A 25,449-nucleotide genomic window follows, 5' to 3' on the forward strand; every position below is an offset into this window, starting at 1 on the left:
TAGAATATCAGGCATTAAACGGAGGAAAAGAGAACATGCGCAAAACAAAAATCGTTTGTACTATCGGTCCATCCAGCGAATCGTTGGAAAACACGAAGAAGCTAATTAAAGCAGGAATGAACGTTGCCCGTCTTAACTTCTCCCACGGAGACTTTGAAGAGCACGGCAACCGCATTAAAAACATTCGTCTGGCAAATCAAGAGCTCGGAACTTCTGTAGCTGTATTGCTGGATACGAAAGGTCCTGAAATTCGTCTCGGCAAGCTAAAGGAAGAGCCGATAGAGCTTAACCAAGGTGAGACGATTACCCTCACAACAGAGGAAATTTTGGGTGATCGTAATCGCGTGCCGATTACATACAACAACCTTCCGAACGACGTTACGGTTGGATCCACTATTTTGATTGATGACGGCTTGATCGGGCTTACGGTAGAAGAGGTTAAAGGGACTGAAATCGTCTGCCGTATCGTCAATAGCGGTCCAATCAAAAGCAAAAAAGGCGTTAACGTTCCTGGCGTGAAAATTTCATTGCCTGGTATTACGGAGAAGGATGCTAACGATATCGTGTTCGGTATCGAAATGGGCGTAGATTTTATCGCTGCTTCCTTTGTGCGCAAAGCAAGCGATGTCCTGGAAATCCGCGAGCTGCTTGAGCGTCATAACGCTGGACATATTCAAATCATCTCCAAAATCGAAAACCAAGAGGGCGTAGACAACCTCGATGAAATTCTTGAAGTTTCTGACGGCCTAATGGTAGCGCGTGGCGATCTCGGTGTTGAAATTCCGGCTGAGGAAGTTCCGCTCGTTCAAAAAAATATGATCAAAAAAGGCAACCTAGTAGGCAAGCCTGTTATCACTGCGACACAAATGTTGGATTCGATGCAGCGCAACCCGCGCCCTACGCGCGCTGAAGCAAGTGACGTAGCGAATGCGATTTTTGATGGCACAGATGCAATTATGCTCTCCGGAGAAACGGCAGCAGGACGTTATCCTGTAGAATCCGTGCAAACGATGTCCCGTATCGCTGAGCGTGCGGAGGATGCTTTGGAATATCGCGAAATTTTCAATAAGCAAGCTAATGCGCAACAAACATCGGTTACGGAGGCGATTAGCCAAGCGGTTGCCAACTCCGCCCTTGATCTTCGCGCTAAAGCGATTATTACCTCTACACAAAGCGGCTTCACTGCTCGCATGGTATCGAAGTACAAGCCTAAAGCACCGATTATTGCTGTTACAACCGATGAGAAGGTATTGCGTCGTCTTTCCCTCATTTGGGGCGTTTTCGCTGTATTGGGTCCAGATGCTTCTACTACGGACGAGATGTTTGAAAATGCGGTAAAAGGCGGCATGAGCACAGGTTTCCTGAGCCTTGGTGACACGGTTGTTATTACTGCAGGCGTACCTGTAGGCCGCGCCGGTACAACGAACCTGATCAAAATCCACCACATCGGTGAGCTTTTGGCGCAAGGACAAGGCATCGGCAGCCAAACAGCAACTGGCAAAATCGTTGTGGCTCGCACGCCGCAGGAAGCGATTGATAAAACAACTGCTGGCACTATTCTTGTTACGATCTCGACTGACAAAGAATATATGCCTGCTTTCGAGAAAGCAGCAGCGGTTATTACGGAGCAAGGTGGAATTACAAGTCATGCAGCTGTAGTAGGTTTGAATCTGGGAATCCCAGTTATATTGGGAGTTGCAAATGCAACAGAGCTGTTGAAGGATGCTATGGAAGTGACGATCTACGGCGAAACTGGCGTGATTTATCACGGCCAATCGAAGGTTCTGTAATCAAGTTTAAGCATAAAACGCTAATCAAATAGAGCAGTGGCAAAAGCGATGGTGATTTCACCGTCGCTTTTTGTTAATCTTATCGTGTCGAAGGGAGAAAGATTGATGCCATCAGGAAGCTGGTTCATGCATCCGCAACGGGTACGATATCAGGAAACGGATCAAATGGGTGTTGTTTTTCACGGCAATTATGTAACTTGGTTCGAGATTGGACGTACTGAATGGATAAGGACTGCGGGTTATGATTATAAATCAATCGAGGAGAGAGGCCTGCTGCTGCCTGTTGTGGATTTGCAATGTCGTTACGTGCTCCCGGCAAGATATGATGATATGATTCTTATATGCACACGCATTGTGGATTGCTCGCCTTTGCGTGTAACCTTTGAGTCCCAAGTCAGAAGGGTGCTGTCAGCAGAATGGCATGCAGCGAATGCTGTATACGGAGAGCCTCTCCCAGGCGAGCTCTTGGTCGAAGGCGGCACAAAGCATGTATGGGTAAATGCCAAGTGGCAGCCTGCGCGACTTAATAAAGCAATACCGGAATTATATGAGCTGATGCGAGCAACCTAAGCTAATGCTTACGAAGTAAGTTTTGCATCCGCAAAACTTAAGCTAATGCTTACGAAGTAAGTTTTGCACCCGCAAAACTTTTAGGAGGGGTTTTTCATGAACAAATGGATATTTGTTGCTTTCATCGTTTTGCCTTTTGTTGAGCTGTGGGGCATCCTGCAGGTTGGGGATTGGATCGGAGGCTGGACGACCTTTCTGATATTGATTGTAGTGGGGCTGGCTGGCGCTTATTTGGCGTTGGCGGAAGGGCGAAAGGTATGGGGGGAGGCGCAGCGACAAATCCAAGCTGGACAAATGCCAGGTCTCTCGATGCTGGATGGCATATGCGTGCTTGCAGGTGGATTGCTGCTGCTGCTGCCGGGTTTTCTCTCCGATATGATAGGAATTACGCTTCTGCTGCCCTTTACACGTCCTTTTTATAGACAATTCATGCTGCACTGGCTCGAGAAAAGAATGCGCAGCGGAAACTTTCGAATCGGCCGTTTTTAATATTTACGTTCCCTTTACAAAAGATTAACGTGGAAATAATAGTAAACCTACATAATAAAATAGTCATAAGCAGTTTATCAGGAGGCGTTGAAATGACTAAGCAGCTGTCCAACTATGTGAATCGTGATTTAAGTTGGATTGAATTTAACCGAAGAGTGCTTCAAGAAGCGCAGGACGCAAGCAATCCGCTGCTTGAGAGAGCTAAGTTTTTGGCCATCGTAACCAGCAATCTTGATGAATTTATGAGCGTGCGGGTTGCCGGTATACAGATGCAGATGAGAGCAGGTCTAACGAAAACTGATTTTACCGGATATACGCCTCCAGGACTATGGAAGAGATTAATAAAACGAGCAACGCAAATGGTAAATGATCAGTACCGCGCTTACAAAGAAGTTTTTCGCTGCTTAAGCAAAGAGGGTATTTTTATCCGAGCAATCGATGAGCTGAATGTATCGCAGACAAAAGCGATCTCGGAATATTTTCACGAAATTGTTTTTCCGGTGCTCACGCCAATGGGGGTAGATCAGAGCAGGCCTTTCCCGCTTGTTCGTACGAAGGAGCTTTATTTATCTGTCCTTCTAAGGGAAGAAGGGGTGCCAGAAAATGAGGAGCCGTATTTTGCCATTGTGCAGGTGCCTTCGATTTTGCCTCGCTTCGTTCCGGTTCCTGGCCGAATAAACAGCAAGAAAACAGAATTCGTGCTGCTTGAGGATTTAATAGAGCAATTTATCGATACACTCTTTAATGGTTACATACCATTTGCGGTTAGTTCTTTCCGTCTGACACGCGATGCGGATATTACGCTGAACGAAGAGGATGCCGATGATCTGCTTGAGGAGATCGAAAAGGAGCTGCGCCGTCGGCGTTGGGGCATTCCGGTTCGTCTCGAAGTAGCGAAGGGCATGCATCCATATGCGCTTGAAATGCTTATGGAGGAGCTGGAGATTGAGGACAATCTGTTCGAGATTGATGGTCCGCTTGATTTAAGCTTTTTGATGAAGTTTGCGAGCACGCTGCCTGGTTACGATAATTTGCGTTATGAGAAAATGGACCCGGTATATCCACGAGAGTTTGACGAGTCGGATGATATGTTCGAGGTCATTCGGCAGCGCGACGTGCTCATGTATCACCCCTATGAATCGTTTGATCCCGTTAATGATTTTGTAATGCAGGCTGCCTATGATCCTGATGTATTGGCCATCAAAATGACCCTTTATCGCGTCAGCGGACAGTCCACTCTCGTGCAGGCGCTTGCAAAGGCTGCCGAATCAGGCAAGCAGGTGACGGTTGTTGTGGAGCTGAAGGCGAGATTTGATGAGGAACGGAATATTGCATGGGCCCGCCAGCTCGAGAAGGCTGGCTGTCATGTAGTGTATGGCTTAGTCGGTTTGAAAACACATGCGAAAATTTTGCTTGTCGTTCGTCGCGAGCAAGAGACGCTTCGGCGTTTTGTCCATGTAGGTACCGGCAATTACAATGACAATACAGCAACGCTGTATACGGATATTGGATTGTTTACCTCGCATCCCATCATTGGCGGAGACGCCTCGGCATTATTTAATGAGGTAACGGGTTATTCCTCTCCATATGAGTGGAAGGCGTTCGGCGTTGCGCCATCGGATCTTAAGGAAAAGCTATATCGTCTAATCGATCGTGAGCGGGATAATGCTATGGCGGGTAAGCCGGCAAAGATTATCGCCAAGATGAATTCCTTGTCCAATCAGGAGATGATTGATAAGCTCTACGAAGCATCGCAGGCTGGCGTCAAAATTACGCTAATTGTGCGAGGCGTATGCTGCTTAAGACCCGGGGTTCCGGGCAAAAGCGATAACATACGGGTCATTAGCATCGTAGACCGCTTCTTAGAGCATGCGAGAATCATGTACTTCTACAATGATGGGGAGGAAGATGTGTATTTGTCCAGCGCGGATTGGATGACTCGCAACCTGACCCGAAGGATTGAGCTGATGTGTCCGGTGTTTGATCCGTCTCTTCGTCAAATATTAATAAAAATGCTGCAGCTCAATCTTAACGATAATGTTAAGGCGCGTGAGCTGCAGCCGAACGGTACCTATGAGCTTGTAGCTGATGATCACAATCAGCCCTTCCGCAGTCAATTCGAGGCTAGGCTCATATCAACCTGGAAGGGCCAGGCGTAGCTGGCTCTTCCAGAATAGGCGCTACACCCCAATGCTTCTTGAACTCCGAGCTGAGCTGCTCGACCTCGCGGCGTTCTACAGCAAGCGAGCCATGCGCATGCAAAGGTCTGAGCAGCAGATGAGTGCCTGTCAGATGCAAATTCATTTGACCGATCGCTTGCGTTTCTGTTCGATCTAACGCAATAGACAGCTGAAGCATCGTGCCAAGCTTAAAAATAACCTCCAGGTCGCTTTCATTCAGCAGTTCCTTGTATTCAGAGATATGCTGTCGAGCCCGGCCCTTGCTTTTGAAAGATGCGATGGCAGCGGTCATAATTATTTCACGATGCGAAAGTCCATTCAAATGCGAATTAATGATGAGATAGAAGGAATGTCTGGCATATTCGTAATAATCGATCGATGCGCCGATTCGGAACAGCTGGGACGCGGTATTAAGCAGCACTCTTGTTTGCGTCGGCAGCGGATGAATGTAATTTAGAACATCATAAAGCTCCAGAGCAAGACGGTTTACCTGCAGGACGTGCTGCTTTGGAGCTTCCGGGTGGAGCGCGATGAGATTGCTCGTGCTGTAGGACAGCACATTGTCGAGCTTGGGATGATGCGGAAATCTCGTCGCATGGAAAAGGCCGTCTCGCAGTCCGGCGCCGCAAATCCGATAGTGAGCCGCTTTGACAGCACGGTATAACACGCGTAAAATAGCTACACCAGGTACGATAACGTCAGCGCGGTCCTTGGACAAGCCGGGAAGCTTACGCCTCTTGTCTAGCGGCAGCTTGAGCAGCTGGTCGAACAGCATATCCGTATGCTCGCCGGTGATGGGATAATTATGGGTTTGTGGAAAAGGATATTTATAGGCCACTTGGTGCATTTTACCGAGCGCTCTCACTGTACCGCCCACACCGACAAGCGGGAGTCCGGGCGCTTCGCTGATCCAGCTTTCATGACTAAGTGCTTCGATGACAAGGGCTTCGAGCGCCTTTAATCCATCTTCGCTCAGCATGCCTTTTTCGCCAAATCGTTTGTTAAGGCTTACGCAGCCAAAGGGAAAGGATACGCTGCGAACGAGCGTCCTGTTGCGAAATAAGGATAGCTCCGTGCTGCCGCCGCCGATATCAATAAGAAAACCATCATTAATATGCAGGGAGTTTATCATGCCGAGGAAGCCGTAAGATGCCTCCTCTTCACCGGACAGCAGTTCAATCGTCAGACCCGTTTCCTTATGAATCCTTTTCAAAATGTCCGATCGATTAGCGGCATTTCGGATCGCTGCCGTTGCGACAGCCCGTATTTGGCTGGTATGATTATGTGTGCAAATCAAGGTGAAATGGCGCAGCGTGTCGATTAATTCGTCCATTGCCGTATTGGATAATCGGCCATCCTCGTCGATGCGCTCGCTTAGCCTCGCTGGGCGTTTGCTGCTGTCTGCGACGCGATGAGCGCCGCCGGCCGTCCGTTCATAGACGACAAGTCGGACCGAGTTGGAGCCGATGTCAATTATTCCGATGCGTTGTCCTGTCATGTTGTGCCTCCGATGCGACCAGTTATACACTGAAAGTTCTCTTTTGGACATTTTACCATTATAATCGTTATAGTAAAAATAGTTTTATGATATGGCTAAAATGGATGTGAATAGGGAAAAATGCAGCAGGGACATTTGACAAAAAGGTACAATATAAAAGCGATAAAAATAATAATAGTGCCGATAAAGCATTTTTATGTCCGTATTTGTTCACTTCATTGCCAAAATCATTTATGATTAAATAGCTATGGTACAAATTACGGATTCCTACAAATGTTGACTATATCCAAGTTAAAGGAGAGAGAACGATGACAGCAACTAAAGGTCTAGAAGGAATTGTCGCTGCGGCGTCATCCATTAGTTCGATTATTGACGGAGTACTGACGTATCGTGGAATCGATATTGACGATCTCGCTGAAAACGCTACTTTTGAAGAGGTTGCCTACCTGCTCTGGTATGGCAAACTACCTAATCGTTCCGAGCTTGACGGATTGCAGAAGCAGCTGGATGAATATGCTGCAGTTCCTGCGGGCGTGCTTGATCAAATCAAGCTTTATCCACAAGGTACAAATTCGATGGCTGCACTTCGTACAGCGGTATCAAGCCTTGCCTTGTATGACAGCGCTGCAAATGATATGACACCTGAAGCGAACCAAGTGAAAGCAATCAAATTGCAGGCGCAGCTGCCGACGATTATTGCTGCTTTCGCACGTATTCGTGCAGGCAAAGAGCCTGTAGCGCCGAAGAAAGGCGTTTCTATCGCTTACAATTTCTTGTATATGCTAACGGGCAACGAGCCTGCTGAAGTAGCCGTTAAGGCACTTGATCAAGCGCTTGTTCTTCATGCTGACCATGAATTGAATGCTTCGACATTTGCGGCCCGCGTTACAGTGGCGACTTTATCGGACATTTATTCGGGGGTTACCTCGGCAATCGGCGCTTTGAAGGGTCCTTTGCACGGTGGAGCGAACGAGGCGGTTATGGTCATGCTGGAGGATATTGGTTCCTCAGCTAACGTTGAAAGCTACATCAACAACGCGCTTGCGAACAAGCAAAAAATTATGGGCTTTGGCCACCGTGTCTACAAAAACGGTGATCCGCGCGCGAAGCATTTGCAAAAGATGTCCCGCGAGCTTGGTAAACTGACAGGCAACATGGAACTGTATGAAATGTCTGTTAAGATTGAAGAAATGGTTACAGGTCAAAAAGGACTCAAGCCGAACGTTGACTTCTATTCCGCTTCTGTCTATACAACGCTGGAGATTCCGCGTGATCTCTTCACGCCAATCTTTGCTATTAGCCGCGTATCCGGATGGAGCGCGCATATTCTTGAGCAATATCAGGATAACCGTCTGATTCGTCCGCGTGCTGATTATGTTGGACCAGTCAACGCAAAGTACATTCCAATCGAGCAGCGTTAATTTTATTTCTGGAAACAACGAAAGGAGGGAGCGAACAAGCTGTTCGTTCTCCTCTTCACAAAATAAACCAAAATCATACTTGCTTTGCAAGTACATATCCAAGGAGGATTTTATTCATGGCTAAATTCGAAAAATACGCGCTTCCAACAGAAGGCGAGCAAATTACAATTGACAACGGCGTACTTCAGGTGCCAAACAACCCTATTATTCCTTTCATCGAGGGCGACGGCACAGGCCGTGACATTTGGAAGGCTTCCAAGCGTGTATTGGACGCAGCAGTAGAGAAAGCATACAGCGGCAGCAAAAAAATCGCTTGGTACGAAGTATTTGCCGGCGAGAAGGCATTCAACGAATACGGCGAGTGGCTGCCTGCAGATACGCTTACAGCTATCCGTGAGTACATTGTAGCAATTAAAGGTCCTTTGACGACGCCTATCGGCGGCGGTATCCGCTCTCTGAACGTTGCTCTTCGTCAAGAGCTTGACCTGTACACTTGCCTTCGTCCTGTTCGTTACTTCGACGGCGTTCCTTCCCCTGTAAAACGTCCTGAGCTGGTTGACATGGTTATTTTCCGTGAAAACACAGAGGATATTTACGCGGGTATCGAGTACCAAGAGGGCTCCGAAGCTGTTAAAAAAGTAATTGCCTTCCTGCAAAACGAAATGGGCGTTAACAAAATCCGTTTCCCTGAAACTTCCGGTATCGGCATTAAGCCAGTATCCGCTGAAGGCTCGAAGCGTCTTGCTCGTGCCGCAATCGAGTATGCAATTAAGCATGGCCGCAAAACCGTTACTTTGGTACACAAAGGCAATATCATGAAATATACAGAAGGCGCGTTCAAAAACTGGGGCTACGAAGTGGCTGAGCAGGAATTCGCTGACAAAACGTTCACTTGGGGCCAATACGACCGCATCAAAGAAGCAGAAGGCACTGACGCTGCAAACAAGGCGCAAGCTGAAGCTGAAGCTGCAGGCAAAATCATCGTGAAGGACGCAATTGCGGACATCGCGCTTCAACAAGTTCTTACGCGTCCAACTGATTTTGACGTCATCGCAACCTTGAACCTGAACGGTGACTACCTGTCCGATGCTCTTGCGGCACAAGTTGGCGGTATCGGTATCGCTCCAGGCGCCAACATCAACTACTTGACGGGTCACGCGATTTTCGAAGCGACTCATGGTACAGCTCCGAAATATGCGGACAAAGACGTTGTAAACCCAGGCTCCGTTATTCTTTCCGGCGTTATGATGCTTGAGCACCTTGGCTGGCAGGAAGCGGCTGATCTTATCTATAAAGGCTTGGAAACATCGATCAATAATAAAACTGTAACTTACGATTTCGCTCGTTTGATGGAAGGCGCAACAGAAGTGAAATGTTCTGCCTTTGCTGACGAAGTTATTAATAACATGTAAAAGTATAAAGAGCTTTAAAAGCTTTTTCGAACCCTCCTAAATCCTCCCTTCCAAGGGAGGACCCCGAGGTGCTGCGCTCTCAGGACACCCGCATTGGGTTACGAATGAGGGAAGAGATCATGGGGAGCTAATCCGTTGCAGGAACGCTTACGTTCCTGCGGGGCACGCTTAACGTTTGTGAGGATATGGGATTAAGTATTGAGATTCTATAAGATGAACATATAAAATAACATATCACAATGTTGGGAGGCTTTTTTGAAATGGCCATCAAACGAAAAAAAATTACTGTAGTAGGCGCTGGCTTTACTGGGGCTACAACTGCGCTTATGCTTGCTCAGAAGGAGCTTGGCGATGTGGTTCTTGTCGATATCGCGCCGCTTGAGAATCCGACGAAAGGCAAAGCGCTTGACATGCTTGAAGCAACGCCAGTTCTTGGTGTCGACGCTAACATCATCGGTACTTCTAACTATGATGACACGAAGGATTCCGATGTCGTGATCATTACTGCAGGTATCGCTCGTAAACCGGGCATGAGCCGCGACGATCTCGTGAATACAAACGCAGGCATCGTGAAATCCGTCTGTGAAAACGTGAAGGCGACCAGCCCTAACGCATATGTGATCATCCTAAGCAACCCGGTTGACGCAATGACTTACGCGGCATTCGAAACGCTCGGATTCCCTAAAAACCGTGTAATCGGTCAATCCGGCGTCTTGGATACCGCTCGTTACTGCACATTTATCGCACAAGAGCTCAACGTATCCGTAGAAGACGTGCGCGGCTTCGTGCTTGGCGGACATGGCGATGACATGGTACCTCTTGTACGCTACTCTAACGTTGGCGGTATTCCGATCGAAAAGCTTATCCCTGCTGACCGTATCGAAGCAATCGTACAGCGTGCTCGCGTTGGCGGCGGTGAAATCGTAAACCTGCTAGGTAACGGCAGCGCGTACTACGCTCCTGCAGCATCGCTGGTACAAATGACAGAAGCGATTCTGAAGGACAAAAAACGGATCATTCCGGTTATCGCTTTGCTTGAAGGCGAATACGGCTATGACAATCTGTTCATGGGCGTACCAACAATCATTGGCGGCGACGGGATTGAGAAGGTGCTTGAGCTTGATCTTACAGCTGATGAGAAAGCGGCGCTTGATAAATCCGCTCAATCCGTTCGAAACGTTATTCAAATCGTTACTGCGGGCTAATGATTTTGTAAATAGCAGCGTTTCATATTGAAATGCGTTTGGGAGGACCCTGACAGAAATCTGCCAGGGTCTTTTCGTTTTTGGCCAAATAAGGAGGAGGATATTTGTTGATCGAGCAGGCTAGACAAGCTCTAAAGCGAATTTACGGCTATGATTCATTCCGCAAAGGGCAGGAGGATATTATAACGGGCATATTGGAAGGAAGGGATACGCTTGCCATTTTGCCGACAGGCGGCGGCAAATCGATCTGTTATCAAATTCCTGCGATGCTGCTGCCAGGCACAACACTTGTGATCTCGCCGCTTATCTCACTCATGAAGGATCAAGTGGATGCGCTTCAGCGCGTAGGCGTATCTGCAGCGTATCTTAATAGCTCGCTTGGAGCGGCGGAGTATCGGGACGTCCTGCGCAGCGCCATGCAAGGAGAGTATAAGCTGCTATATGTTGCGCCGGAGCGGCTGGATGCGCCTATGTTTCAGTCCTTGTCTGAGCAGCTTACCATACCGCTAATCGCGATTGACGAAGCGCATTGCGTATCTCAATGGGGACATGACTTCCGTCCAAGCTATAGACAGCTTGCAGGGTGGATCGGGAGAATGACGAATCGTCCGCTAGTTGCAGGCTTTACGGCTACGGCTACGACAGAGGTGGCCAATGATATAACCGATATGCTGGCGCTGCGCAATCCGAACGTCTTCGTAACCGGCTTTGCAAGGCCTAACCTGTCGCTCTCGGTTGTGACCGGAGTAGATAAAAAGAAGTTTCTCGAAACATTCGTAGCGGAGCGCAAAGAGCAGTCAGGCATTGTTTATGCGGCAACGCGAAAGGAAGTAGAGAACGTATATGAGCAGCTGACGCGCAGCGGTATTCAAGCTGGCAAATATCATGGCGGCTTGTCAGATGTCGAACGTGCGGAGACGCAGGAGCGGTTCCGCTTCGACGACCTTCGTGTCATGGTTGCGACGAATGCGTTTGGGATGGGAATCGATAAACCGAACGTTCGTTTCGTGCTACATTGGCAAATGACCAGCGATATTGAATCCTATTATCAAGAAGCGGGACGAGCAGGACGAGACGGAGAAGAGAGCGAGTGCGTGCTTCTATTCGAGCCTGCTGATATGCAAGTGCAGCGCTTCCTGATCGAGCAGGGCACCGGCGATGCGGATAGGAAGTCCATTCAGCTATCCAAGCTTCATACAATGATGAACTACAGCCGTACACAGCGCTGCCTGCAGCAGTTTATCGTAGACTACTTTGGTGAAACAGGTGTAGAGGCATGCGGCAAATGCAGCAGCTGTCTCGATAAGAGCGAGCCGGTCAACCGGACGGACGAAGCAAAAATGGCGCTTTCCTGCGTTGGCCGCATGAAGGGCCGCTTCGGTGTCACGATGGCGGCCAAGGTGCTGAAGGGCTCTCGAGACAAGCGGCTGCTGGAGTTTGGACTGGACCGGTTGTCGACCTATGGGCTCCTGCGTCATTTGCCCGAGAAGGAAATTGCTGATTGGCTTTATTGGCTTGTTGCCGAAGGCTATTTGCGATTAAGCGAAGGACAATATCCTGTCGTTTCGTTGACGGCAAATGCGCTTCCCGTGTTGGAGGGCCGTGTAATGATCATGCAGCGGGTGAGAGCTACTGTGCGGCAGGCCTCCTCATCGGATAGCATGACCGCGTCCCCGATGTTCGAAGCGCTCAAGCAATGGCGAAAGGAGAAGGCGGCTTTGGAAGGCGTGCCTCCGTTTATGCTTTTTTTCGATGCTACTCTTCGCGAGATTGCCAATGCGCAGCCTCAAACGGTTGATCAGCTGTTGAGCGTAAAAGGAATAGGTGCGGCGAAAGCGGATAAGTATGGAGCAGACCTGCTTCGTATAATCCAGTCGTTTGGCGTTGAAGGGCCGGCTGCGAGGGAGACGGGCACAACTTCGGCACGGAGAACCGCAGCTTCAACACCTAAAAATGCTGGTCACGATGAGCAGCCTAGTCATTTGACTACGCTTGAGCTGTTTCAAGCAGGTCAGGAGCCGGAGGACATTGCGCAAGACCGTGAGCTAAGCAAGGTAACCGTTGAAGGGCACCTGATACGCTGTGCGGACGAAGGACATGAGCTGGACTGGAGTCGGATCATTCCGGAGGAATACGAGCAGCAGATTGTGGCTGCGATCGGTGAGCTAGGCATTGAGAAGCTGAGGCCGATTAAGGATGCGCTGCCGCCGGAGGTTACTTATTTTGCGATTCATGGCGTTATCAGTAAGTATGGATTTCGAAAATAAAGCTATCTGACATCATGTGTTAATATTTTCGGAACGATTTGAAAAATATCTCGTTTCTGATACACTATTTGTTATATACGAAATTGGAAGCATTAGCTATCAGGAGATGCCTTTCAAACAGGAGGAGTTAAGAAAATGTTTAATACGATGTTGTTTTTGCATGTGCTGGGCGCGGTTGGGATGGGCTTCTATGTCGTTCTTCCATTTATGGTAGGCAGAGCCTCGAAGCTGGCAGGCGTCGGACAAGGCGGTCTGGCTGAAGGATTGCTGTCCGCGAATCGAATTGCGCAATATTTTCTCGTTTTGCAACTGCTGACGGGCGGGTACATGATTTCGAAGCAAGATTATTCCATTGCGTGGATGATTATTGTCATCGTCCTGTTCCTTGCCATTGCCGCATTGGGAGGCATCATCTCCAAGCCGCTTAAACTGGTTGTTGCTTCCATTGCTGAAGGCAAAAGCGCAACGGCTCACATTAATAAAGCGCGCGTCATGAGTATGATTATTCTAGTCATTTATATCGTTATTATTTATTTCATGAAATTTCCGATGTATCAAAGCTAAGGAACAAAAAGATAAAATATATAGCGCTGTAGGGGGACTTTAACGTGCATGAATCTTCACCGCAAATTGTAACGTTTGGCGAATCCATGGCTTTATTTATGCCGCAGGAGCATAAATCCATCGAACGCGCCGCGATGCTCGAGCAAAGCTTCGGCGGCGCGGAAAGCAATGTCGCAATCGGACTTGCACGGCTAGGCTCCTCCGTAGGCTGGTTTGGCGCTCTTGGCGACGATCCGTTTGGCAAAATCATTCTGAAGACGCTGCGCGGCGAGGGTGTAGATGTATCTCGCGTTCAGCTTCGTGCGGATGCGCCGACTGGCATGATGTTCCGTGAGCATATTGCCGGCAGGCTGGCTGTTCATTATTATAGGAAGCATTCCGCAGCAAGCCGGATGCAGCCTGAACAGCTGGATGAGGACTATATACGCGGTGCTAAGCTGCTTCATGTAACCGGTATCACAGCCGCGCTTAGCGAGGACTGCCGAAAAACTGTGCTCCGTGCAGTAGCTGTTGCCAAGGAGGCTGGTGTGCGCATCAGCTTTGATCCGAATTTGCGACTCAAGCTTTGGTCAATAGAGGAAGCGCGTAAAGCACTGCTTCCGATTGCCGCAGATGCGGATTATTTCTTGCCTGGCTGGGACGAGCTTAAGCTCTTATATGATACAGATGATTATGAATATGTAAAAGCAAAGCTTACGGAGCTTAAGGCTGTCAGTATCATTAAAGGCAGAGGCGATACAACGGTTTTACTGGATAATGGCAAGGAAGAGAGTCTGCCCTTCTACCCAGCTGATCAGGTGGTTGATACGGTAGGAGCGGGAGACGGCTTCTGCGCAGGTTTCCTCGCCGGCATTATGAAGGGCATGTCTCCGATCGAAGCGGTTCGCCTCGCGAGCATTAATGGCTCGCTTGTCGTGCAAATGCGCGGTGATTGGGAAGCGCTGCCGGAGTGGAATGTCGTAGAGCAAAGACTGTCTTCCAAAGCTTGGGTGGAGCGCTGATCATGGCAGAAATGAATGGATCCAAAGGCCAGCGTCGCCGGGAGGCGATGCTGCAGCTGCTTAAGCAGCAAGGACGGATTACGATCATGGAGATGGTAGACCGCTTTGGCTGCTCCGAAGCGACGGCTCGCCGGGATCTTGAGCAGATGGAAGCGGAATACCCCGTCATTCGCACCATTGGCGGTGCAATGTATGACGGCATGCACACGGTGCGTGAGCTTCCTTTTGCCGAGAAGGAAGGGCTGTCGATTCTGGAGAAGGAACGGATTGCCGAGCTTGCCGCTTCGTTAATTACGGAGGGAGATGTCATCGGCATGTCCGGCGGGACGACCAATTTCTTAATTGCGAAGCTGTTGAAGTCGCGCAAAGGAATAACGGTGGTGACAAATGCAGTGAACATTGCGATGGAACTGGCAGGAAGCCAAATTCAAGTTGTCGTAACAGGCGGCATTATGCGGCACAACAGCTTTGAACTATGCGGTCCGTTAGGCGAAGGCATGGTTTCGCAATTGCATATCGGCAAAATGTTCATCGGTGTTGATGGCATTTCCGCGGCAGGCGGCATTACGACTTATTCGGAGCAGGAAGCACAAATCGGGAAGGCGCTCATTAAGCGATCGCAGGAGGCATACGCCGTCTTTGATCATACGAAGACGGATCGCACCTCGCTATTTTCCATCGCTTCCTTATCCGAGCTGCGCGGCGTTATTACCGATGCCCCGCTGCCTGGAGAGCTTGCGGCTCACGTAGAGAAGCATGGTATAGCTGTATACGTAACGGGATAGCTCGAATGAATAAAAAAATAAAACGGCAGTCCAGAACATGAGTTTGTTCCGGACTGTCGTTTTATTTTTGATAAACAGAACGCCCCTGCACCCAGGTCTGTTGTACATTTAGTTTCGTATCGATCCATACCAGATCGGCTTGCTTGCCGATGGCGATGGAGCCCGTACGGTCGCTGATGCCAAGTTGCCTGGCGGCATTGCCGCTTGCGAGACGGCTGACATCGGAAATCGAGAGGTCGGTATTCGCAAGTATGTAACGGACAGCGCCAATCATCGTTAACGTGCTGCCTGCCAGAGCATTGCCCTCGCTTAAACGAGCTTCGCCATTGTTCATGACTACGGATAAGCCGCCAAGAGAATAGTCGCCATCAGGCATACCTGCTGCAGCCATGGCATCGGTAATAAGTATAATTTTATCTAATGGCTTTGCTGCGAGCAGCAGCCGAATGGCGGCCGGATGAACATGTACGCCGTCAGCGATCAGCTCGGAGAAAATACGATGCTCGGTAAGAACGGCGCCGAGTGTGCCTGGCTCGCGGTGATGCAGAGCTCGCATCGCATTGTATGTATGAACCGCTTGTGTCAGCCCGGCATCTGCTGCAGCAATAATCTGATCATAGACAGCATCGGTATGTCCGCATGCGGCTACGATTCCTTGCTCAGCAAGCCATGATATGAGCTGGGTGGCGCCTGCTTTCTCGGGTGCCAGCGTGAGCTGACGGATGAGATCAGGCCACTTTGCATGCCACTGCTGCAGCCATTCCAGCTGAGGGGCGATAATATGCGCAGGATTTTGTGCGCCAGGCCATTTTTCGCTAATGAAGGGCCCTTCCAAATGTACCCCATACAAAGCGGCATATGGCATTTCTGCTGCCCGATAATCTGCTGTTGCCTGCAAGACTGCTTCAATATGTTCTTTGGAGGCAGTCATTGTCGTTGCGAGCATGCCTGTCGTGCCGTGGGAGGCATGAAACTTGGTAATGGTATCGTAGCTCTTGCGATTTGCATCCATGAAGTCAGCGTTAAATCCGCCATGTACATGAACATCTATGAAGCCAGGAAGCAGCCAGCCTCCTTGTCCGTCAATAGGCGTAAGCTTGTCTGCGATTCCAGCTTCCAGCTTGCCGCCCTCCGTTAGGATTCGCTCGATTTTTCCATTCTGCACGACAACACTTCCAGCTATCGTCTCCTCGTCCCGTACGATATTCACATTATGGAAAAGCCAATTCGTAGTCTCTATTGTCATTGATTTAACATCCTTCCTGCCTCGCGATCGAGCAGAACGACGACGCGAGCATGCGTTTGAAGCAGTGATGCCGGTAGGCTAGTTGTTATCGGACCTGTTAACGCCTCTTTTATAATTTCAGCTTTATCTGCCCCCCTGACGGCTAATACGATTGTGTTAGCTTTCAGGATGGAGCCAACGCCCATCGTAATGGCTGAGCTCGGCACCATATCCATCGAGGCGAAGAACCGAGCGTTTGCCTCTCGCGTTTCTTTTTTGAGAAGAACAGCATGCGTGCCGCCGGATAAGCTGTCATCAGGCTCGTTAAAGCCAATGTGTCCGTTATGGCCCAAACCTAGAAGCTGCAGGTCAACAGGCTGTGCCGCGAGCATCTCATCGTAGCGGGCGCATTCCGCATCGATATCCTCGGCCATCCCGTTCGGCAAATGGGTTTGGTCCGCTGGAATATCGATATGGGAGAAAAGATGCTTCTTCATATAATAGGCATAGCTTTGATCATTCTCAGGAAGCAGGCCAACATATTCGTCGAGATTAAAGGTGGTTACGCCAGAAAAACTTATTTTATTCCTAGTAGATAACTCTATTATTTTGTCATATATTCCGATTGGTGTCGATCCTGTTGCCAGTCCCAATACAGCATTTGGTTTTTCCTTCACCGTATGAATAAATAGCCCCGCAGCATAGGAATCGAGCTCTTGCGAAGTATCAAAAATGATGATTTCCATGGATGTGTCCTCCTTGTATGTTTTCTTACTCTTATTTTAAATGAATACCGAAAGATTCACAAGATAAAATGATTTTAAACTTCAAATTAATGATTGAAAAAATCATAATAATAATGGACAACATATTGCATCATCGATAATAGGATAAAAGATATAAATTCATTTACAGTCTTTAATCACAAATGTATAATGTGTGTATAAGTTTTGTATAAGATGAGGTGAAGGTTTGAATAAGGAGAAAAGCGTTATTGTCATCGGAGCAGGTCCGGGCGGCTTAGCAGCCGTAATGCTCCTGTGTGCTCAAGGCTATCGTGTCACACTACTAGAGAAGCAATCCTTTGTAGGAGGAAGAACGTCAGCCTTAAAGCTTGGTTCCTATTCCTTTGATCGCGGTCCAACCTTTCTTATGATGCCTCATTTGCTGGAGGAGCTGTTCCACACTGCAGGCCGCTCGCTTCATGATTATATTAAGCTTGTAGAAGTAAATCCGCTTTACCGGCTACAGTTCGGCAATACAAGATTTGAGCCTTCAACCGATCGGGAGCAAACCGCTGCGCAAATCGAAAGGCTGTTTCCGGGAGAAGCACAGGGCTACCTTGATTTTTTGAATGAGGAAGGCGATAAGTTTGAACGTATCATGCCTCTGCTGCAAAGGCCCTTCGCTAAGCTGACGGACTATATCAAAAGGGATACGTTTCACGCGCTTCCGAAGCTGCATTTGACGGATCATGTTTATGGAAGGCTGTCGCGATATTTTAAGGATGAACGGCTTCGTTACTCCTTTGCCTTTCAGGCCAAATATTTAGGCATGTCGCCATGGGATTGCCCTGGCACCTTCACGATTCTATCGTATATTGAGCACGCCTATGGCTTATGGCATCCCATTGGAGGCGTGAACCGGGTCTGTGAAGCGATGGCTGAGGTTATTCGCGAATATGACGGAGATATCAGATTGTCGACCGGCGCCAAGCAGGTGCTGACGAAGCAGGGCAAAGCAACAGGCGTTTTATTGGAGAACGGGGAAAAGCTCGAAGCGGATCATGTCGTTATTAATGCGGATTTCGGTACGGCGATGTCGACGCTATTTCAGCCTCAGCAGCTGAAGAAGTGGAAGCCGGAGAAGCTAGAGAAGCTGAAATGGTCGATTTCCACCTATATGCTTTATCTTGGCGTGAACCAGAAGGTGGATATGCCGCATCATACCATTTTATTCGCCGATGATTACAGCCGGAATTTAAGTGAGCTGGTTCAAGGAAAGCTAAGCGCAGATGCTTCCATATATGTACATAATCCGAGCATGGTGGATCCAACTTTGGCACCGCCGGGAAAATCAGCGCTCTACATCCTTGTTCCCATTCCTAATCTGGATGGAGAAACGGATTGGAGCATGCCCGAAGCGCTCTCTTCTATGAGAGAGCAGGTGCTTGCGCGTTTGGAACGAGAGCCCGAGCTGCAAGGCTTGCGCGGCTGGATCGAAGAAGAAGCGGTAGTCACGCCGCTAGACTGGCAGCAATCGATGCATGTCTACAAGGGGGCTGCCTTTAATATGGCACATTCCATCGATCAAATGATGATGCTCAGACCGCATAATCGGTTCGAGGACGTCGATGGCTGTTATTTGGTTGGTGGAGGAACGCATCCGGGCAGCGGACTGCCCACGATATTTGAATCCGCGCGAATTAGTGTCAAGCTGCTGCTGGAGCAGGATGGGCGCAAGCTCACAACCCGGCAACCGCTTGGCCAGCCTGAGCGCAAGGAGGCAACGGTATGGAAGTAGCAGTGATCGGGGGCGGCATTGGCGGGATGATCAGCGCACTGCTTCTTGCAAGAGCAGGCGCGCAGGTCACGATTTATGAAAGGAAGGAGCAGCTTGGCGGGAGGCTGGCTTTTGAGAAGGGACATAACTACCAGATCGATCAAGGACCGACAATCGTATTATTGCCGGAGATGCTTCGTACGATCGTTAGAGAAGCGGGTATTGCCGACGATGAATATGAGCTGCTGCAGTGTGATCCGATGTACCGGCTCCATTATCCAGACGGATCGGTGTTGACAAAATGGACGGATACGGATCGGATGGCCGAGGAGCTCGCAGCTGTTTCGCCATCCGACAGCCGCGCTTTCCGCCGTTATATGCAGGATATGGCGCCTGTCTTTCAAGAGGGGAAGGAAGCCTTTTTGGAAAAACCTTTTTTGCAGAGGCGAACCTTTTTTTCTTGGCGCAATATGAAGCTGCTTGCCAAGCTTCGCGTCTATAGGAACGTTCGTCAAATGGCACAGAGCTATTTTGGCAATAAACAGGTCATCGATGCATTCTCGCTGCAAACCTTGTATATTGGAGGCATGCCGACAGGCTCGCCTTCCTTATATACTTTTATTCCCTATGCTGAGCATGCTTTTGGAATCTGGTATGTAAAAGGCGGTTATGCCAGCTTTGTCGATGTGCTGGAGCGGGCGCTTGATCGGGAAAACGTGAAGATACATAAAGGGGCAAAGGGTGCTGTCAGACAAATCGCAACGGCGAACGGAGCTGTTAACGGCTTACTGCTGGAGGATGGAACGCGTCATTCCTGTGAGACGGTAATTTATAATGGGGATTTTCCGCATTTAGCTCCGATGCTGCAAGGGGTTGCCGAGCCTATAAAGAAGCGGGATTTTACTCCCTCCTCCGGCTGTATTCTTGTTTATGTCGGTGTTAATAAGCGATGGAAGGCGGGGGGAGAAGGACGGACGACGCATCAATTTGTTCTCCCTGACGACTTGCCGGATAGCTTGCAATCTATTGCTGCAAGAAAAAGGTTTCCCGACGAGACCGAAGGTCTGCCTGCTTATTATTTATTTAATCCTTGCGAGATCGATGAGGAAGCGGCACCTCCCGGCGAGACGGTGCTTTACATCCTGATCCCAACGCCGATTCCAGTTGAACCCTACTCTAATTTTGACTGGGATCAAGAGAGTAGTCATATTGTTGACCGTGTTCTTGCCGACGCGGATCAGCGATTGTTCCCCGGACTTAACGATGCGATGATATGGAAAAAGATAAGAACGCCGAAGGATGGCGCAAATGAAGGCTGGTTTATGGGCGGCAGCTTCGGCATTGCGCCAACCTGGGCGCAGTCGGGCGCATTCCGTCCACAATTCGCCCCTTACAAAATTCAAGGCCTGTACAGCGTAGGAGCCTCCATTCATCCCGGCGGGGGCGTGCCGATTGTGATGCAGGGCGCTAAGATGCTGGTCGATCATTTGGTAGAGGAGTGGGCAAGATGGAAAGTAATATGAATGCAACGCTTAAGGCGTGTGAAAACATGATTCGTGAAGGATCGAGCACTTTTTATAAGGCGTTCGGATTTTTGCAAAGTCCGCGTAAAGAAGCGGTTTATGTCATCTATGCCTTTTGCCGGATGATTGATGATGCAGTGGATGAGCCGGAGAAGTCGCCTTATACCTTATCGGAGCTGGAGCAGCACTTTATACGGCTCGATTCAGCAGAGGGTCACTTTATATGGCCGGCGCTGCGCTGGCTGTACGATTTGTTCCCGCTAACGAAGGGACCGTTTCTTCGTCAGATGGAGGGGCAGCGCATGGACTATCGTCTAAAGGAATATGATACCATGGAGCAGTTGGAAACCTACAGCTATCTTGTCGCGGGAACGGTTGGAGAAATGCTGCTGCCAGTCCTGCACGATGCGCCTGACGAGCAGGTAACGGAATCGGGCATTTGGATCGGTAAAGCGATGCAAATCGTAAATATCGTACGTGATGTCGGCGAGGATCAGGCCAGAGGCCGCAGATACATTCCAGAGGAGCTGATGGAACGGCACGGCTATACCAGGGTGATGTGGGAGGAGTCGGCCGTTAATGAGCAATGGGCAGCTGTCATCAAGGAGCTTAAGGAGCTGGCTCATAATTGGTTTGCCTTAGGACTTGGCGATGTGAGCAGCTATCCTCGGATCAGCAGCTTTTGCGTAGAGATGGCGGCGCGCATGTATGAGGCCATATTGGATGATGTGGCTGCGCATGGCTACGACGTATACAGCCGAAGAGCTTATGTATCGAATTTGAAGAAATTAACCATAGTAAACCAGTTAGCGCTTCGCCATGGAATGGGTGCCCTGATGGCGCAGACGAATGCGAGCAGCGCCGTATCATGAAGGCCATCCGATTCCTGTTTTGGTTCTGGCTAGTGATTGGTTTAGCACTCATGCTGTTCTATAAAGTGCCGGAGCCGCTTGGCTTCAGCAACGGGCTTTTTCTCGTTTTTTTCGCGCTGTATGCGCTTGCTTTAGAGCAGAAGGCATCTGGAGGTGTTAATAAGCAGCTTTATTTGCGGGCGCTTCTTGTGGGCGCGTTCACATTTGTTTTGGAGTGGGTCGGCACGGAGACGGGCTGGCCTTTCGGACGTTATGAATACAGCGAGACGCTGCGGTTCTGGGACGGGGGTGTCCCGCTGGCGATCGCTTTTGCCTGGATCGGTGTCATGAGCAGCGGAGTTCTTCTCTCTCGCGCAAGCAATCGAATTACCCGCGCTATCCAAGTCGGGCTGTTCGCGCTCGCTTTTGATCTAGTTTTAGACCCCGTTGCTTTCGCACAGCAGTTTTGGATTTGGAGCGAGGAGGGAGCATTCGGCACCTATTACGGCGTTCCGCTGCAAAATTTCGCGGCTTGGTTTGTAACAGCTGCGCTATTATCGTTATTTTATCCGTTGCAAGAAGGCGGCGTTGCGGAGCCAGGCTCTGTTTATGGTGAAGCGGTAAGGCTGTATCAAGGCATGCATGCGATGTTTGGCTTGCTTGCTTTCAAGGAGGGGTTATGGGGGCCGTTTCTACTCGCGATTATTATAATTGTGGCCCTTGAAGGAGGCTTGCGCATTGATCGAAGCAAACAAAAGCAGAATGTTCGACCGTCTGTTTCTCGCCTATAACGAGGGCTACTTGCTGCGTAATCATTTTCATTTTGTAGGGCTGCAGGGAGAACTTGATCCCTATGCTGACAGAAGTATTCTTTATGTGATGAATCATAGCTCCTGGTGGGACGGATTGCTTGCATATCAAGCGTTTCGTAAACAATCGGCAGGTGATCATTATGTCATGATGGACGAGGCTCAGCTTCAGTATTTTCGTTTTTTTCGCAAGCTTGGCGCGTATTCCATCGATAAATCCACACCGCAGAGCATGATTGCGTCCCTTCGTTATACGGTTTCTTTACTCCATGCCGGCAAGCGGGTATGGATGTTTCCGCAGGGGGATATCAGGCATCTGGAGCAGCGCCCTCTGGGACTTAGGGGTGGAGCGGCACATGTGCTGAGGCAATGCCCGCAAACGGTCGTCATTCCGGTAACGGCTTATCATTCGATGTTCCATTATCAGAAGACGGAAGTAACTCTGCTGGCTGGCAATCCGATTATTGCAGCATGGCATGAGCTGGATAAGCAGCAGATTACCAATCGATTAGCTGATGTGTTGGAGGAGCAGCTGAATAAGCATCGGGCCCTTATGATCAGCGGCGCTGCTCTTGCTCATGATTTCAAGCCGCTTGTTAAAAAAGGAGCTTCGACGAGCGAGACGTTTACAGCTTTCAAGAGGAGGATGAGCGGATGGAAATCATTCTTTTGGCGGTAGTGGTCATGCTGGCGGCGCAGCTGCTGTTCGCAGCTTGGAATGTCCGTCAGCTCCCCTTGTTCGAGCAGCTTGGTACGTTGACTGTCAATCATAATGTTCCCGATCCGGCAGCTGCTGCCGCTTCTACTCTAAGGCTGTCCATCCTTATTCCTGCGCGCAACGAGGAACGGCATATTGAAGCCTGCCTGCGGGCGATTCAGCAATGTCTTCCATCCGATCCATCGATAGAGATCATTGTGCTTGATGATCGCTCGGAGGACCGGACGGCAAGCTTAATGGAGCCATTCATGGCGCTGGATTCCCGTTTTCGGTGCATAAGCGGTCAAGAGCCGCCTAGCGGCTGGGTAGGGAAAGCGTACGCTTGCCACCAGCTCTCGCAGGCAGCGAGAGGAGAATGGTTTCTGTTTATTGACGCGGATGCCCGAATACAGCCTGGCGCAATTGAGTCCGTTCTTCAAGCAACGAGCGCCCAGCGCAGCGGATTAATAACAGGCTTTCCTCATCAGGAGACAGGAAGCTGGCTGGAGAAGCTGGTCGTGCCGATGATGGGCTTCACGATCGCTTGTCATTTGCCGATCAAGCTGGTTTCTGCATCGCGGGATGCTAGATTTACAGCAGCGCACGGGGCATGGATCGCCGTTCATCATGCCACCTATGCGGAATCTGGCGGTCATGCGGCTAATTTCGGCCATCTGGTAGATGATGTTGCGTTAATGCGGGCCGTGAAGCGGATTGGTCATCCAGCTACGCTTGCTGATGTTCGCAGGCTGGTGTCGATGCGAATGTATCAGAACGCGACTGAAGTGTGGAGCGGCTACAAAAAAAACATTTACGCCGGCGTAGGTCGAAGCGGTGTTGTACTGCTTACCATGCTGACCCTCTACGCTCTGCTCTATGTTCTGCCATTCGTTGCTTTAGTAGGATCTCTATTTGAGCATTCCTTGCTAATCCCCGCTCTCACAGCGTATTTGCTCGGCGTTGCCGTAAAGGCTGTAGCCGATCGGTCGCAGGGACAGTCGATTTGGCTTGCGTGGTTCATTCCTTTCAGCATAGGAGCGGTTATTGCGATCGGAGCAGCATCCTGGTTATCTGCGAAGACAGGAGCCGGATATATCTGGAAAGGAAGGTCCTACGAATGACAAGGGCTCAAGGGAGAACGGTTGTCATCATCGGGGCGGGTCTTGGCGGCTTGTCTGCCGCTATCAGACTTGCACATGCCGGGTTTCGCGTACATGTGCTTGAACAGCAAGGTACGGTTGGAGGTAAGCTGCAGCGAATAACCGCTGAGGGCTATCGCTTCGACCGCGGGCCAAGTACAATTACGCTGCCTCATTTGTTCAGACAGGTATTTGAATCGGCAGGCAGACGCATGGAGGACTATGTGACCATTGAACGCTTGAAGCAGGCGACGCGCAATGTGTTTGCAGATGGCTCTATTGTTGATTTAACCGATTCAATGACTGCGACGGCTGCACAAATCGAGTTATACAGCAAGGAGGATGCGGCCGCTTATAGCGATTTCTGCGCAGAGGCGGCACGTTTATACCGTCTGTCTGACGAACGGTTTCTCGGCAAGCTGCTTCTCGGACTTAAGGACAAGCTGGATCCGAGGCTTGCGGCAGCCTTCCTTCAAGTAAAGCCGCTGAAAACCTTACAGCAATTATTGCGCCGTTATTTTCGGCATCCGAATACGCTGGCGATGCTCGGCAGATATGCGACCTACGTAGGAAGCTCACCTTACTCCTCGCCGGCAATATTTGCGATGCTTGCTCATATCGAAAGCGAGCTTGGCATTTACAGTGTGCGCGGAGGTACCTATGCGATTGCAGAAGCTTTCGCTAAGCTTGCGGAGGAGCTCGGAGTTACCATCGAGACTAATGTGCGAGTCAATCAAATCATGGTCATAAACGGCAAGGCTGACGGTGTCGAGACAGAAAAGGGTTACTATCCTGCCGATATCGTTCTTGCTAACGGAGATTTTCTAACCATTCACAGCAGCCTCATCGCGCCGGAGCACCGCCCTTCAGTTCCGAATGCCAAAATCGATCGTTACGAGCCTTCGCTTTCAGGCTTCGTGCAGCTGATCGGACTCCGGAGGACCTTCGAGCAGCTGCTTCATCATACCGTCTTTTACCCCTCGCACTATGAAGAGGAGTTCAACAGCATCTTTACCAAGCTAAAGCCTCCGAGCGAGCCTGCTGTCTATATTTGCAATGCGGCAGTATCTGATCGCACAGCTGCGCCTGAAGGAGCCAGCAGCTTATTTGTACTCGTCAATGCTCCGTATGTTTCACAAGCCTGGAGTTGGGAGCGAGAAACCGAAAATTATGCTATGCTTGTACGTAAAAGGCTTGCAGCATGCGGTATAGAAGGTTTAGAGCAAGCGGATGTAACAATCACCTATACACCGGAGCAACTGGAGCGGGATACATCGGCGCATCGGGGAGCGATTTATGGCATTTCGTCGAATGGAGCAAGACAGACTTTTTTTCGTCCGTGCAATCGTTCCAAGGATGTTGAAGGGCTTTGGTTTGCGGGCGGAACGACTCATCCTGGTGGAGGAACGCCAATTGTATCCTTATGCGGTCAGCTTGTGGCCGAGGAGCTTATAAAGCAGTATAAGACGGATTAAAGCGTGAAGCGAAAGAAGAGCAATGCTGCGTTGCAAGTCGCGTAGC

Annotated in this window: 21 protein-coding genes; 18 read left to right on the forward strand and 3 right to left on the reverse strand. The window is 49.6% G+C overall.

Going from position 1 to position 25,449, the window contains the following annotated elements; all coding sequences use genetic code 11:
* Nucleotides 1–35 precede the first annotated feature (35 nt).
* The 4 genes from pyk to ppk1 all read left to right on the forward strand — a co-directional run bounded on the left by pyk (nt 36) and on the right by ppk1 (nt 5,008).
* Nucleotides 36–1,790, forward strand: a complete 1,755-nt coding sequence (gene pyk / locus ACO9K6_RS13440; protein ID WP_424768075.1) for a pyruvate kinase — start codon at nt 36–38, stop codon at nt 1,788–1,790.
* A 105-nt stretch (nt 1,791–1,895) separates the two neighbouring features.
* On the forward strand, nt 1,896–2,360 hold the full coding sequence (locus ACO9K6_RS13445) for an acyl-CoA thioesterase (RefSeq protein WP_424768076.1): 465 nt from the start codon (nt 1,896–1,898) through the stop codon (nt 2,358–2,360).
* Nucleotides 2,361–2,456: 96 nt separating this feature from the next.
* On the forward strand, nt 2,457–2,849 hold the full coding sequence (locus tag ACO9K6_RS13450; protein ID WP_424768077.1) for an FxsA family protein: 393 nt from the start codon (nt 2,457–2,459) through the stop codon (nt 2,847–2,849).
* A 92-nt stretch (nt 2,850–2,941) separates the two neighbouring features.
* On the forward strand, nt 2,942–5,008 hold the full coding sequence (ppk1, locus tag ACO9K6_RS13455; RefSeq protein WP_424768078.1) for a polyphosphate kinase 1: 2,067 nt from the start codon (nt 2,942–2,944) through the stop codon (nt 5,006–5,008).
* Here the strand turns inward: ppk1 and ppx are convergent.
* Nucleotides 4,980–6,527 carry an exopolyphosphatase gene (gene ppx, locus ACO9K6_RS13460; protein WP_424768079.1) on the reverse strand — a complete coding sequence of 516 codons (1,548 nt, stop codon included), beginning with the start codon at nt 6,525–6,527 and terminating at the stop codon, nt 4,980–4,982. The two genes, ppk1 and ppx, sit on opposite strands and share 29 nt — an antisense overlap.
* A gap of 308 nt (nt 6,528–6,835) precedes the next feature.
* Between ppx and citZ the strand changes: the two genes are divergently transcribed.
* The 7 genes from citZ (at nt 6,836) to ACO9K6_RS13495 (ending at nt 15,182) form a co-directional block, all read left to right on the forward strand.
* The gene (gene citZ, locus ACO9K6_RS13465; RefSeq protein ID WP_424768080.1) at nt 6,836–7,948 is read left to right on the forward strand and encodes a citrate synthase; all 1,113 of its coding nucleotides are present in this window, start codon (nt 6,836–6,838) and stop codon (nt 7,946–7,948) included.
* Nucleotides 7,949–8,064: 116 nt separating this feature from the next.
* Complete coding sequence (gene icd, locus ACO9K6_RS13470) at nt 8,065–9,360, forward strand: NADP-dependent isocitrate dehydrogenase (protein ID WP_424768081.1); 1,296 nt, start codon at nt 8,065–8,067, stop codon at nt 9,358–9,360.
* A gap of 260 nt (nt 9,361–9,620) precedes the next feature.
* A complete protein-coding gene (gene mdh / locus ACO9K6_RS13475; RefSeq protein WP_424768082.1) occupies nt 9,621–10,565 on the forward strand; it encodes a malate dehydrogenase in 945 nt (314 codons plus the stop codon).
* Between the two features lie 104 nt (nt 10,566–10,669).
* Nucleotides 10,670–12,832 (forward strand): DNA helicase RecQ, encoded by a 2,163-nt coding sequence (gene recQ / locus ACO9K6_RS13480; protein ID WP_424768083.1) that lies wholly within the window; start codon nt 10,670–10,672, stop codon nt 12,830–12,832.
* 135 nt (nt 12,833–12,967) lie between these two features.
* Nucleotides 12,968–13,396, forward strand: coding sequence for a hypothetical protein (locus tag ACO9K6_RS13485; protein ID WP_424768084.1), 429 nt, complete (start codon nt 12,968–12,970; stop codon nt 13,394–13,396).
* 44 nt (nt 13,397–13,440) lie between these two features.
* Nucleotides 13,441–14,397: a sugar kinase gene (locus ACO9K6_RS13490; protein WP_424768085.1), complete on the forward strand. Its 957-nt coding sequence runs from the start codon at nt 13,441–13,443 to the stop codon at nt 14,395–14,397.
* Nucleotides 14,398–14,399: 2 nt separating this feature from the next.
* Nucleotides 14,400–15,182, forward strand: coding sequence for a DeoR/GlpR family DNA-binding transcription regulator (locus ACO9K6_RS13495; protein WP_424768086.1), 783 nt, complete (start codon nt 14,400–14,402; stop codon nt 15,180–15,182).
* Nucleotides 15,183–15,243: 61 nt separating this feature from the next.
* On the opposite strand, the gene nagA is transcribed toward ACO9K6_RS13495, so the two are convergent.
* Both nagA and nagB read right to left on the reverse strand, forming a co-directional pair.
* Nucleotides 15,244–16,428: an N-acetylglucosamine-6-phosphate deacetylase gene (gene nagA, locus ACO9K6_RS13500; RefSeq protein ID WP_424768087.1), complete on the reverse strand. Its 1,185-nt coding sequence runs from the start codon at nt 16,426–16,428 to the stop codon at nt 15,244–15,246.
* Nucleotides 16,425–17,153, reverse strand: a complete 729-nt coding sequence (gene nagB, locus ACO9K6_RS13505; RefSeq protein WP_424768088.1) for a glucosamine-6-phosphate deaminase — start codon at nt 17,151–17,153, stop codon at nt 16,425–16,427. Before nagB ends, nagA begins: the two co-directional genes overlap by 4 nt.
* A gap of 226 nt (nt 17,154–17,379) precedes the next feature.
* On the opposite strand from nagB, the gene ACO9K6_RS13510 reads away from it, so the two are divergent.
* From ACO9K6_RS13510 to ACO9K6_RS13540, 7 genes are read left to right on the forward strand one after another with little or no spacing between them, the layout of a single operon-like run.
* A complete protein-coding gene (locus ACO9K6_RS13510; RefSeq protein ID WP_424768089.1) occupies nt 17,380–18,930 on the forward strand; it encodes a phytoene desaturase family protein in 1,551 nt (516 codons plus the stop codon).
* The gene (locus ACO9K6_RS13515; protein WP_424768090.1) at nt 18,921–20,432 is read left to right on the forward strand and encodes a phytoene desaturase family protein; all 1,512 of its coding nucleotides are present in this window, start codon (nt 18,921–18,923) and stop codon (nt 20,430–20,432) included. Before ACO9K6_RS13510 ends, ACO9K6_RS13515 begins: the two co-directional genes overlap by 10 nt.
* On the forward strand, nt 20,417–21,304 hold the full coding sequence (locus ACO9K6_RS13520) for a phytoene/squalene synthase family protein (RefSeq protein WP_424768091.1): 888 nt from the start codon (nt 20,417–20,419) through the stop codon (nt 21,302–21,304). The genes ACO9K6_RS13515 and ACO9K6_RS13520 overlap by 16 nt, the downstream gene beginning before the upstream one ends.
* Nucleotides 21,301–22,074: a carotenoid biosynthesis protein gene (locus ACO9K6_RS13525; protein WP_424768092.1), complete on the forward strand. Its 774-nt coding sequence runs from the start codon at nt 21,301–21,303 to the stop codon at nt 22,072–22,074. The genes ACO9K6_RS13520 and ACO9K6_RS13525 overlap by 4 nt, the downstream gene beginning before the upstream one ends.
* A complete protein-coding gene (locus ACO9K6_RS13530) occupies nt 22,022–22,771 on the forward strand; it encodes a lysophospholipid acyltransferase family protein (RefSeq protein WP_424768093.1) in 750 nt (249 codons plus the stop codon). Before ACO9K6_RS13525 ends, ACO9K6_RS13530 begins: the two co-directional genes overlap by 53 nt.
* On the forward strand, nt 22,747–23,910 hold the full coding sequence (locus ACO9K6_RS13535) for a glycosyltransferase family 2 protein (RefSeq protein WP_424768094.1): 1,164 nt from the start codon (nt 22,747–22,749) through the stop codon (nt 23,908–23,910). The genes ACO9K6_RS13530 and ACO9K6_RS13535 overlap by 25 nt, the downstream gene beginning before the upstream one ends.
* On the forward strand, nt 23,907–25,403 hold the full coding sequence (locus ACO9K6_RS13540) for a phytoene desaturase family protein (RefSeq protein ID WP_424768095.1): 1,497 nt from the start codon (nt 23,907–23,909) through the stop codon (nt 25,401–25,403). Before ACO9K6_RS13535 ends, ACO9K6_RS13540 begins: the two co-directional genes overlap by 4 nt.
* Nucleotides 25,404–25,449 lie beyond the last annotated feature (46 nt).

This window comes from Paenibacillus praedii, assembly GCF_049725345.1.
Lineage (GTDB): Bacteria > Bacillota > Bacilli > Paenibacillales > Paenibacillaceae > Pristimantibacillus.